This is a genomic window from Phycisphaeraceae bacterium (genome assembly GCA_020851465.1).
Lineage (GTDB): Bacteria > Planctomycetota > Phycisphaerae > Phycisphaerales > Phycisphaeraceae > JADZCR01.
In genome coordinates this window covers 418,558-429,726 of sequence record JADZCR010000003.1, presented here as the reverse complement: position 1 = coordinate 429,726, position 11,169 = coordinate 418,558, and the positions used below count along the sequence as shown (strand labels likewise).

The following is an 11,169-nucleotide window of genomic DNA, read 5'->3' as shown; positions in this document are numbered from 1 at the left end:
TCGCAAACCGGCCCGGTCGTATCTTCCACCCACCGCGAAGCCCGGGGTTAACAGCAAACCCGCTGCGATGGTGACGCGAAAAACCGTAAGCCGTTCATTGCAACGAAATACGGCCTGAACTCCCCGAGTTGGACTTGAACCAACAACCTGCCGGTTAACAGCCGGCCGCTCTACCGATTGAGCTATCGGGGATCGCGAGTCATTAAGAATAACCATCTTCTCGCTACGATCAAGTGTCACTCCATGTTCATATCGTCCATCAGGCCTACACGCTCAATTCGCCACGCGACCGCTGGCAATTCCGCACGAATGGTCATCACGAATTGACAATCCGCAACAGTCGTGTTGGAAACATGTCCGTGCCGCTTATTCGCATTCATACAGTCACATTCATAGTCGTCACTATTCCTTCACAGCCGCGAGTCGGTCCGAGGTTTCTCGAAATGTCCACGATCACACGACGCCTCATCAACGCATCACGGGTCTGACTGGTTCGCTGCTGTGTCGGCTTGTGTCACCTCATTACGGTCGATGATGCTTCGTGCGGTTTCAAACACCGCTTTGAGCATGGCCGGGGTGAGCCTTCCGGTGAAGGTGTTTTGCTGGCTGGGGTGGTAGCTGCACAAAATCACGGGCGGCTTGATGATGCCATCATTCGTGCGGACAGCGTTGAACTCGTGCAGCACTCCGTGGCCGAAGCGATAGGCGGACTTCCTCGTGATCCAGCCACGGCGGAAGTAGTAGGCTAGCACCGCATCGAATCCGATCTTGCCCAGACACAGCACCACGCGAACATTCGAGAGCAGCGTGAAAGTCTGATCGAGAAAAGTTGCACAGTTGGCGATCTCGCGCGGCGTGGGTCGGTTCGCAGGCGGAGCGCAGTGAGCGGTCGCGGTGATCAGCGCATCGGTGAGCCGGAGGTTGTCGCCGACATGACGCGAGGTGGGTTGGTTGGCGAAACCTGTCTGGAACATCGCCCGATAGAGGAAGTCGCCGGAGCGATCACCGGTGAACATGCGGCCGGTGCGGTTGGCTCCGTGGGCCGCCGGCGCCAAACCGATGATGAGCAGTCGGGCGGCCGGGTCGCCGAAGTTGGGCACGGGCTTACCGAAATAGGTCTGGTCGCGGAATGCGGCACGTTTAACCGTAGCCATCTTGCGGCAATGTTTGATAAGCCGCGGGCACCGCTCGCAGGAGACGATTTTTTCGTTGAGCAAATCAAATTTGGACTTTTTCGCCACTGAATCAAATCCTTGCACTCATTTTCTCGTGTGAGCAAATGCCTTGAAATCAAGGCCTGCGCGGGCATCGGGCCGCTCGATCGTGCTCCGTCCGATAGTCGCTTTCGCCCTCACAGGCGGCAAACTTGCGCCAGTCTCCCGCGCGGTTCCGGTAAAAACCTCAATGCGTGGATTTCGCCTTGTTCGCTGTTGCGATTCGGCCGATGTCACCTTGACGGCCATTCCGCGCGAATAGCCCAGGGATCATTTTATGCGCCTGCTGATCGACAGCCTCATCGCCCTGATTCTGGTGGCGATCCTCGGCGCGGTGCTCGTTCACTACCGTGACGAGCAGGCGAAGATTCTGCGTCGGCAACTGGTTCATCAGGCACTCTCGGAAATGCAGGAGCAGGCAATCGTTCAGGGCGCGCTGGGTGAAGTGGAGACAAACGAAGCGAAGTTTCCGCTGGATGTGCTGGAGCAATGGTTCGACAACGGCGTGCCGCGAAATGTCTTCACGCTGCCGGGCTGTCCCTGGCTCGACATCGCGCCGCCTGAAGACCACAGCGACCAGCCGCCTGATCCGGTGATCCATCAGCCGACACAGGCTGGGTTCTGGTACAACCCGAATCGCGGGATTTTTCGTGCGCGGGTGGCGGCGCAGTTCACCGAGCAGGCGACGCTCGATCTTTACAATCAGCTCAACAGCACTTCGCTTCGCGTGATGCCCCGGCCGAGTGAGCCGTACCCGACGACCCACCTGGCGGGCATGAGTCTGCGCAAAGCCGCAGAAGATCAGGCCGCCGCCGCCAAAGCGCAGGCAGACGCCCAGCCGCGACAGACGTTGCTCGATCACGACCCTGTTCCATTGCCGTGATCGAAACGCGAACGGTGAACGTGAACGGATTACGGATTGGTTTCTCCGAGCCTCACGCCGACACCGAATGCTTCATCAAAGCTGTAGCAGTCGGTGAAATCGCGGATGGAATCGTCTTGCGTCTTGTTCATCAGGCCGGCATCAATCATGGCGAAAACGATGTTGCCGAAGTCTTCGCATCGGGTGATGCGCCATCGGCGGAGAACGGTCAGGGCCAGCATGCCGTACTGCTCGATCGCGTAATCACGGATGCCCGCGCACAGAGCCTGTCCGGTGACATGACGATTGGCTTCAGGGTTACCGGGGTCGATATCGCCATGCACCCGTTTGACGGTGTATTCGAGGGCACGCTGGACGAAATAAAAGGCGTCAGCGGGATACTTCGTGGTGCGAACGACATCGAGCAGGGCGTTCGTGCAACTATCGCTCATGGGTTCAGCAGACTCCACACTCAGGACTGCACACCATTATAGATCGGCGATTTTCCCATAAACGGCTGAGCGGCTGCGGCTTTTCGCGTCGCACCCCATCGACGATCCAGCTGGTGCGATCAGAACCCGCCGTGACGCATGGATTCCAGCGATGAGGGGAAAGGATAGCGTGCATAGACGGAGGTCGGCGCTGCCTCCCACATTGACGGGGCGGGATACACATCGCCTTGATATCCCGCGTCGTGCATGGTTCGCAGCACGGTTTCGAGGCTCGGTTCCTTGCCGTCGGGACCGCGCAGTGCATTGGAGCGGGCACCGAGGAAACTGACCGACGCGGACGGCTGGCGTTCGACCTTGGTGCTGATCATCTGTGTGACGATTTCGATGGCGGAGGAAAGCGAATCGAGCGTTAGATATTCCTGCCCGGCCGGTCGCAGGACCGCCAGCACTTCGACCGTGTCCATGTCATATTTGAGGACGCGGGCCTTGCTGCCCTGGCTGAACACTTTCGCGTGCGCGGTGATCGACTTTTCATCCCACTGACTGGTCGGCAGCAGGGTGGCGAGCTGCGTGATGATGCCACGCTTGTTGTCGCTGTCATTGACCGCGCAGACGAGCGTGCGGTAACGGCCGGCGAGGAGGTCTTCGAGCAGATGCTGACCCCACATGAGTCGAATACGCGGTGAGCGGTCGGGTGTTTTCGACGGGCGGGCATCAGGCAGGAGGATGATGCGCTCGTTGAAGTTGAGATCCTCCATGAGCTTGTCGCCCTCACCGTCGTAGATGGCTGGCCGTTTATGATTAGGTGGCATGATCAAACCCTTCGCAGATGCGGGAGCAAGTATATACTGCCGCCGCTCGGTATAGGGTGCGGTTTGACGCACCGTGATGGTTTTTTCGATCCAAGAAGCGAGTGTGCCGCAGCACACCTGAGAGTCTCCATTATGCAACATCGTATTGCGATCATCGGAGTCGGTGCGATTGCCGGCATGCACGCCCGTGCCATCGCGGACATTCCCAACGCCAAACTTGTCGCCGGCTCATGCCGCAGTCAGGAGAAAGGGCAAAAGTTCGCCCAGCAGTACGGCTGCGCCTGGTACGGTTCATTCGAACAGATGCTCGACCGGGAAAAACCGAGCGTGGTGACGATCTGCACGCCGTCCGGTGCGCATCTGGAGCCGACGTTGGCGGCGGCGTCGCGCGGGATTCATGTGCTTTCGGAAAAACCGCTGGAAATCAACAAGGCGCGAGTCGATGAGATGATCGCCGGCGCGCAGAAGCACGGCGTCCTGCTGGGAGGCATTTTCCCGCAGCGATATAACCCGGTGGTCAAAGCTGTTCAGGAAGCCGCCGTGGCGAAAAGGTTCGGTCAACTCGCCGTCGTCAACACCTATGTCCCGTGGTGGCGTGATGATGCCTATTACGCGCCGTCCCGATGGCAGGGCAAACTCGCACTCGATGGCGGCGGGGCATTGATGAATCAGTCCATCCACGGCATCGACGCGATTCAGTGGATCGCCGGCTCGACCATGCCGGACCTCGGCACGGCCAATCCCGTGGAGCAGGTTTTCGCCTTCACCGCCAAGCGCGGCCACGACCCGAATTTGATCGAAGTGGAAGACACGGCTGTGGTGGTGATGAAGTTCCGCAACGGAGCCTTGGGCCAGGTTCTCGGCGCAACCTCGATGTATCCCGGCTCGCTCAAGCGTCTCCAGATCGCCGGCCGGGACGGCACCGCGGAGATTCTTGAAGACGAGTTGATCACGTTCAAGTTTCGTCAGGAGCAAACGGAAGACGCGGCGATACGCGAAAAATTCGCCGCCAAGACAAAATCCGGCGGCGGGGCGTCTGATCCGATGGCTATCGACTACTCCGGCCACACCCGGAACATCCGCGATTTTCTCGAAGCGGTGGAAAAATCACGCACTCCGAGTATTGATGGCCGCGAGGGGCGCAAGGCAGTGGCGATCATCGAGGCGATTTACGAGTCGGCACGGACCGGCAAAACGATCCAAGTCTGAACGCGCCCGTGCTCCACGATGTGCGGTGGACCGTTACGCAGCGGGGATTACAACTTTGGCTCTTCGAGCGGTACGGGGCAGATGTTGCGTCGCTGACATTTCGTGCAGCGTCGGCCTTCCCAGAGCGCGTTGAACTGAGCCATCACCGCGTCGATCAGCTCGCCGGATCGCGTCCAGACGCCGATCTCGAAATTGCGTCGGTTTTCACTCTTGGCACCCAGTCCGGCCCCGGTGAGATTGGCACTACCCAGATACATGCGCTGACAGTCCACGATGACCGTCTTGGCGTGGAGTCGCGGGCAGCGGCGGATGGTCAGGCCGCTGGGCAGTTGGGCGCGCAGCTCGCGCAATGCCGGACCGCTGGGCACGCCGCTGTGCAGGAGACGAATTTCCACGCCGCGCTGCGTGAGTTGGCGCAATACCTCAACGATCGAGATAGCTCTGCGCCCATCGGTGGGGACGAGCATGGCTTTGAAGTCGGCGGTGGCGATGTCGAGGCTGACACGCGCTTCGAGAATGCCTTCCCGCACGACGCGTGTGAAGTGATGAGCGTCCGTCACAAGCTCCACCTCTCCATGAGGAGCGGCGGCGGGCAGCGAAACAGCGGTTGTTCGGCGGCGAGAGCGCACGGAGATTTATCGACCAGCACCTTCCGACAGGTGCAGCTTGTTTCGTCTCGGTGATCACTCTTTCCGAGATCGCTCAACCGCTCCATGCACAATCACAAGCCCGGCGGCAGTGTGTTGCATTTCCGGCTCGTCTTGACGAGGTCGCGCAGCAGACGGTCAAACGCAGCATGATCCAGCGGCAGGTCCACCGGCTGGTGCGTCAGTCCGGAGAGGATGATGGCGTTGCTCAGCTCCACGGATGCCAACCCCTCATCACCTCTTGCGATCAGCGGCTTGCCGTCGAGGATCGACTCCACGAAGTTTTTCCAGATCGTCAGATGCTGGCCGCCGGCGGGAGGTTCGATCGTGATCTTGCTGCATGACGGTGCGCCCCACGCTCCGGGTGAGGATCGCGAATACTCCGCGATGGAATCGTCGGTAAGCGTCAGCTCGATGGTCTTGTCGTTGACACAGTTCAATCGTCCGCGATCGCCGGTAATCTCGAAGAAATTGGTCCCCGGAAATTCGCCGGTGGAAGTGATGAACGCGCCGGTCGCGCCGCTCTCATATTCAAACGCTGCCTGCACGTCGTCTTCGACTTCGATGTTGTGATATTTCCCCAGCCAGACGCGGGCGGTCACTCGTTTGGGCAGGCCGGCGATCCAGCAGAGCAGGTCGAGGTTGTGCGGACATTGGTTGGTGAGCACGCCGCCGCCTTCGCCGGCCCAGGTAGCGCGCCAGGAGTTCGAGTCGTAATACGCCTGCTTGCGGAACCAGTTGGTAATGGTCCAGTGGATGCGATGAAGTTTGCCGAGCTGACCGGTATGGACGATCTGGTGGACTTTCTGCCAGAGCGGGACGCTCCGCATCTGGAACATCGCACCGTAGCGCAGGTGCGTCCGTTGTGCGCTGATGGCGTTGACACGCGCCGCAGCACTGGCGTTGACCGCCACCGGCTTTTCCGTCAGCACGTGCAGATCGCGCTCCAGCGCTGCAGCGGCGTAGTACGGATGAAAATAGTGGGGCGTGCCGATGAAGATCGCATCACACACGCTGGCCTTGATGAGGTCCATGCCATCGGTGAAGCCCTGCACGCTGAACTTGTCCACGACTTTTTTGAGGTTGGCGGGGAAACTGTCGCTGGCGGCAACGAAGCGGAGTCGGGGAATCTCCTTGAACCCTTCCATGTGCGCCTGTGCCATAACCCCGCAACCGATGACTCCGACCCTGACTTCCTGCATGTCTAAAGGCTCCTTTGCGAGGCGACAGTGTAACCGCGCAACAGCGACGGTCATGACGCCCTCCGTTTGACGGCACATCCGCCCGTCAATCTATGACAATTCAGGAAAACATGGACACTTATTCGCAGAAGGGGTGTTACCTCGTGGCGTTTGACAGCTAGAATACGCTTTGTATACTCATAGTTGAAATTGAGTCTCAGGCGCATAATTTTCGGACGTTCCGGTAATTTTGCGTGTAAAAACAAGATATTTTGGTCGGGATATCTTGTTTTAAGCCTTCGACCACAAGGAACGGGGAAATATGCGACGTCACCCTCTCGCCGTTGGATTAGTGCTGGCCTTGGGTCTTAATGCCTTGCCCGCATCTGCGGCGGTTTTAGATTTTCAGTTGCTCAGTTGGGGAGATGCTGCCGCCACTGTCGAGTTACCTTCCGCAGCAGGTCGTAAACCTGTGGCACCCGCACCGACAACTGGCGACTGGCTGGTTTTCACTGATGACGATCAAACACTTCCCGCGGCCAACAACCCCGCTGGCGCGCTGAGCCACAACCTGGCCGACCTCTCCGGCATGGCTGGGGCGGCGGGATTCAACATGGCGCCGTCACTGACTGGCTCGCTCACGCTGCAACTCGATCCTGATGGCGGCGATGCGTGGCAGGTCGCGGTGACGAACCTGACTTACCAGGGAACCGCCAACGCTTCGATCAGTATGAATCAGTATCTGGTCACCGCAGGAGATCCCGCCACTCAATCTCCCGGCTACAACGTGGACGGCGTGGGCAATGACGGCACATGGAGCGGCAGCGATGCGGATCACTGGGCGATTCAATACGACCTGGATTTTTATTTCGACGCCAGCATTTCTCCGAGCGCCATCGACGTGACTTTCAACGACAAGACTCAGGCTGGTTACCTCATTCCTGCATCAGAGTTGACAGCTCAGGGTCTGGCTGGAATTCCCTCGCTGGGGTTTGCCGGCGACCTCGGTCAATACCTGCTCGATCAAGTCGTGCCGCGTCTTCCGGCTGGAACCACATACCTGCTGGTCACCCAGATGACCAAAGTGCATCCCGACTACGCCGCAATGGGCATGCCCATTAACACAGGCGGGTTGGTCGGCAATCTGACGGTGGCCTACTCGATGCAGGCGATCCCGGAACCGGCCACGGTTGCGATTCTCTCCTCTGGCTTGTTGGTTCTGAGCAGGCGGCGCCGCGCTAACCGGAACCGGATCGTCAAAGGCGACCGCTGTACCGCTTAACTCCATACGAAGGTAGGAATGACATGGAACAGGCAACAGAGTCATTGAACGTCATGCCGGGCCAGGGTATCGACCCCGCCAAGATGCCCGGACACTGGCTGCTGGCAAATCTGGGCAAGCGGGTGTTGCGTCCGGGTGGTCTGAAGCTGACGCGGCGGCTGCTGAACGAGCTGCGCATCTCGGCGGGGGACCGGGTCGTGGAGTTTGCTCCGGGGATGGGCGCGACCGCTCGCATGGCACTTCGACAGAACCCCGACAGTTACACCGCTGTTGAGCGCGATCAGGCTGCGGCTGAACGGATTCGTCACTGGCTGGGCGATCACCCGACCCGTCGAGTGATCACAGGTCTGGCGCAGGAGACCGGTCTGCCCGCAGCCGAGGCGACGGTGGTTTACGGCGAGGCCATGCTCACCATGCAGACCGACACGCGCAAGCAGGCGGTGATTCGGGAAGCCTACCGGTTGCTGCAACCCGGCGGGAGGTACGGCATCCACGAGCTTTGTCTGGTTCCGGATGATCTTTCCGACGCACTGGCTCAGGAAATCTGCCGCGCGATGACGCAGACGATCCACCACCACGCCCAGCCTCTGACGATCAAGCGGTGGCGTGAGCTGTTTGAGGCGGAGGGTTTCAAGGTGCTGCATTGCTCGACAGTGCCGATGTCTTTGCTCGAACCGGTTCGTGTCTTCCGGGACGAGGGCGTCTGCGGCGCGATGCGATTCCTCGGTCGTCTCTGCAGTCAGCCGCAGGCGCGGCAACGGGTCTGCGAAATGCGCCGGGTGTTTCGCCAGTACCGCCGTCATCTAGCGGGAATCTGCATCGTCGCTCACAAGGCGGTTGATGCGCCTCCGCGGTCCTGAATGTTTCCGCGTGACGGTTAACGAGTGCAGCACGTTGCGGGTCTCAGTCATGAGAGGATGTTCAATGACCGGCAGAGCGGTCACATCTACCAGAGGATTCACGCTGATCGAACTGCTCGTGGTGGTTTCGATCATGGCGATCCTCATGGGCGTACTCCTGCCCTCGATGGGTCAGGCGCGTGGTGTGGCGCGTCGGGTTTACGACCAGAACAATCTGCGGCAGATCACCACCGGCGTCTTTGCTTACGCGGCTGATGCCGCCAACGCGGTGCCGCTGGCCGCACCACAGGAGTTGGGCGGGCCGCAAGGTCGCGTGTCTGAGTCCGATCCCTGGCTGCCGGCGCGGATGTTCGGCGGGAGCCTGCCCGCCGATGAGCGTCCTTTGAATGCCTACCTGAGCACGCACGAAACTTTCCGCTCGCCCTGTGATCGCGGTGAACCGTTGTGGTGGTTCGACACAGCCGATTACCAGGCGACCGCCACCGCCTACGAGCTATACGGCAGCAGTTATTTTTACGCATCGGGCTACAACCGCATGGGAGGTGTGGTCGCGCCTATGGGGATAGCCAAGCTGGTGGGGTTGGAAGTTTCGTTCGGCGACTTCGCCGCTGACCCGCTTGAACTGGGGCGGGTTCTGACGCTGAACTATTACCGTCTGACCTCGAAGAAAGTAGTCATCGGGTCCATCCCCATCCATCGCACGATGAGCGGCGTGGTGGCGCCCAGTCCACGGGCGCAGTGGTACAAACCTGATCCGCTGCACCTCTGGGCGAACACAGCATTCCTCGACGGGCATGTGTCATTCGTCGAGGTCTTTCCGTACAACCCCGATTACGCCAGCGTCAACACGACTCCTGACGAGGCGAACCCCTACTACTGACCCACCATGAAATCGTGTCGCTCCATCATCGGTTCGTGGCTCGCAGGCATTGTCATCCTCGTAGCTGTGGGAGTCTGGTGTTATCGCATCTTCGGCGGGCCGTCATTCGATGCCGCTGCGCTAAAGGACACGCGGGGAATTGAGGCGGTTGCCCTCGACTGCCAGCGAGTATCGCGTGGCTATCGCGTCTGGTGCCGTGTCTCCAATGACCGGGACCAGCCGGTAGCTTCGGTGGTGCTCAAGGCCAGTGTGTTCGACGACCGGGGGCAGGTCCGTGCTGCCAACCCGCTGGTGAACGTGCAGAACCTCGGCCCAGGTCAGCAGCGTGAACTGATGGTGCTCGTCCCGACGCCGACCATCGTCACCGGAGCCAACGCGCAAATCGAGGTCTCGCTGGTCAGCGGACTGAGTGGGTCATGACACGCCGCTGCCGAATCTGATCGGCGGTGCGATGAAGGACTCGATCATTACCGTGAGCTGATGCCGTCCGGGCACGAGACGATTTACGGTCTGACCGGCCAGCATTGGAAGAGCCGATCTGTTAACTTACACGGCTCGCCGCTTTTGGAATACCAGCCATGTTTGAATCCATTGACATCGCTCCGCCTGACTCGATCCTCGGCATCACCGATGCCTTCAACAAGGACACCAATCCTCGCAAGATCAATCTGAGCGTGGGCATCTACAAAGACGCGCAGGGCAAGACGCCGATCCTGGAATCCGTCAAGGAAGCGGAGCGGCGAATCCTCGCCAATGAAACCAACAAGAACTACAAACCCATCGAGGGTGATCCGACCTACGACGCGCTGGTGCAGGAACTGCTGTTCGGCCGCGACCACGAATTGATCCGCGCTAAACGGGTGGCGACCGCCCACACGCCCGGCGGCACGGGTGGTCTGCGCGTGGCGGGCGATTACCTGAAAAAGAAACACGCCGGCGCGACCGTCTGGGTCAGCGACCCGACGTGGGCGAATCACGAGGCGATTTTCCGGGCAGCCGGCCTGAATGTGAAGACGTATCCGTACTTCGATGCTGCAAGCAACGGGCTGGCGTTGGACAAGATGCTCGCCGCCCTGCGTGCCGCACCGGCGGGAGATGTCGTTCTGCTCCACGGCTGCTGTCATAACCCGACCGGCGTCGATCCTGCACCGGCTCAGTGGGCGCAGATTGCGGGCGTCCTGCGCGAGGCGAAGCTGCTGCCGCTGGTGGACTTCGCCTATCAGGGCTTCGGCACGGGATTGCGTGAAGACGCAGCTGGACTGCTGGAGCTTATCGGGAAGAATTCCGAGTTGCTCATCTGTTCGAGTTTTTCGAAAAACTTCGGCCTCTACAACGAGCGAGTCGGCGCGCTGACCGTCGTGGCAGGCAGTCAGTCCGCTGCCGAAGCGGTGCTCAGTCACGTCAAGACCTGCATCCGCGCGAATTACTCCAACCCGCCGGCGCACGGCTCGTCGATCGTCGCAACCGTGCTGAGCGATCCGAAACTGCGGCAGCAGTGGGAGGCCGAGCTGGCTGCGATGCGCGACCGGATCAACGGCATGCGCAGGTTTTATGTCGAGACGCTGACGAAAAAAGGTTTTCGTGGCGACGTGAGCTTCATCACGCGACAGAAGGGCATGTTCAGCTTTTCCGGCTTGAACAAAGAGCAGGTCGAACGCCTCAAAAAAGAGCACGCCATCTACATCGTCGGATCCGGTCGGATCAATGTCGCAGGCATGACCGAGGCGAACATGGACCCGCTCTGCACAGCGATCCTGGCGGTCTCCTGAG

Annotated in this window: 13 protein-coding genes and 1 tRNA gene; 8 read left to right on the top strand and 6 right to left on the bottom strand. The window is 60.0% G+C overall.

Going from position 1 to position 11,169, the window contains the following annotated elements; genetic code table 11:
• Nucleotides 1–119: 119 nt before the first annotated feature.
• Nucleotides 120–192, bottom strand: a tRNA-Asn gene (locus IT444_05110).
• 41 nt (nt 193–233) lie between these two features.
• On the opposite strand from IT444_05110, the gene IT444_05105 reads away from it, so the two are divergent.
• On the top strand, nt 234–488 hold the full coding sequence (locus IT444_05105; protein MCC7192144.1) for a hypothetical protein: 255 nt from the start codon (nt 234–236) through the stop codon (nt 486–488).
• On the opposite strand, the gene IT444_05100 is transcribed toward IT444_05105, so the two are convergent.
• Complete coding sequence (locus IT444_05100; protein MCC7192143.1) at nt 477–1,241, bottom strand: uracil-DNA glycosylase; 765 nt, start codon at nt 1,239–1,241, stop codon at nt 477–479. The two genes, IT444_05105 and IT444_05100, sit on opposite strands and share 12 nt — an antisense overlap.
• Before the next feature lie 250 nt (nt 1,242–1,491).
• Here IT444_05100 and IT444_05095 point away from each other — a divergent pair, with 250 nt between their 5' ends.
• On the top strand, nt 1,492–2,097 hold the full coding sequence (locus tag IT444_05095) for a hypothetical protein (GenBank protein ID MCC7192142.1): 606 nt from the start codon (nt 1,492–1,494) through the stop codon (nt 2,095–2,097).
• 29 nt (nt 2,098–2,126) lie between these two features.
• On the opposite strand, the gene IT444_05090 is transcribed toward IT444_05095, so the two are convergent.
• On the bottom strand, nt 2,127–2,528 hold the full coding sequence (locus IT444_05090; protein ID MCC7192141.1) for a hypothetical protein: 402 nt from the start codon (nt 2,526–2,528) through the stop codon (nt 2,127–2,129).
• A gap of 119 nt (nt 2,529–2,647) precedes the next feature.
• Nucleotides 2,648–3,340: a hypothetical protein gene (locus IT444_05085; protein ID MCC7192140.1), complete on the bottom strand. Its 693-nt coding sequence runs from the start codon at nt 3,338–3,340 to the stop codon at nt 2,648–2,650.
• Between the two features lie 132 nt (nt 3,341–3,472).
• Between IT444_05085 and IT444_05080 the strand changes: the two genes are divergently transcribed.
• Entirely contained in the window at nt 3,473–4,549 is a 1,077-nt protein-coding gene (locus IT444_05080) for a Gfo/Idh/MocA family oxidoreductase (GenBank protein MCC7192139.1), read from the top strand.
• A 47-nt stretch (nt 4,550–4,596) separates the two neighbouring features.
• Here the strand turns inward: IT444_05080 and IT444_05075 are convergent, their stop codons facing one another.
• Complete coding sequence (locus IT444_05075; protein MCC7192138.1) at nt 4,597–5,178, bottom strand: phospholipase D family protein; 582 nt, start codon at nt 5,176–5,178, stop codon at nt 4,597–4,599.
• 92 nt (nt 5,179–5,270) lie between these two features.
• Complete coding sequence (locus IT444_05070; protein ID MCC7192137.1) at nt 5,271–6,398, bottom strand: Gfo/Idh/MocA family oxidoreductase; 1,128 nt, start codon at nt 6,396–6,398, stop codon at nt 5,271–5,273.
• Nucleotides 6,399–6,699: 301 nt separating this feature from the next.
• Between IT444_05070 and IT444_05065 the strand changes: the two genes are divergently transcribed.
• The 5 genes from IT444_05065 to IT444_05045 all read left to right on the top strand — a co-directional run bounded on the left by IT444_05065 (nt 6,700) and on the right by IT444_05045 (nt 11,168).
• Nucleotides 6,700–7,659, top strand: coding sequence for a PEP-CTERM sorting domain-containing protein (locus IT444_05065; protein ID MCC7192136.1), 960 nt, complete (start codon nt 6,700–6,702; stop codon nt 7,657–7,659).
• Between the two features lie 23 nt (nt 7,660–7,682).
• Complete coding sequence (locus IT444_05060) at nt 7,683–8,519, top strand: methyltransferase domain-containing protein (protein ID MCC7192135.1); 837 nt, start codon at nt 7,683–7,685, stop codon at nt 8,517–8,519.
• A 64-nt stretch (nt 8,520–8,583) separates the two neighbouring features.
• Nucleotides 8,584–9,399 carry a prepilin-type N-terminal cleavage/methylation domain-containing protein gene (locus tag IT444_05055; protein ID MCC7192134.1) on the top strand — a complete coding sequence of 272 codons (816 nt, stop codon included), beginning with the start codon at nt 8,584–8,586 and terminating at the stop codon, nt 9,397–9,399.
• Between the two features lie 6 nt (nt 9,400–9,405).
• Complete coding sequence (locus IT444_05050) at nt 9,406–9,819, top strand: hypothetical protein (protein MCC7192133.1); 414 nt, start codon at nt 9,406–9,408, stop codon at nt 9,817–9,819.
• Nucleotides 9,820–9,977: 158 nt separating this feature from the next.
• Nucleotides 9,978–11,168 (top strand): aspartate/tyrosine/aromatic aminotransferase, encoded by a 1,191-nt coding sequence (locus IT444_05045; GenBank protein MCC7192132.1) that lies wholly within the window; start codon nt 9,978–9,980, stop codon nt 11,166–11,168.
• The last annotated feature ends 1 nt before the right edge of the window (nt 11,169 follow it).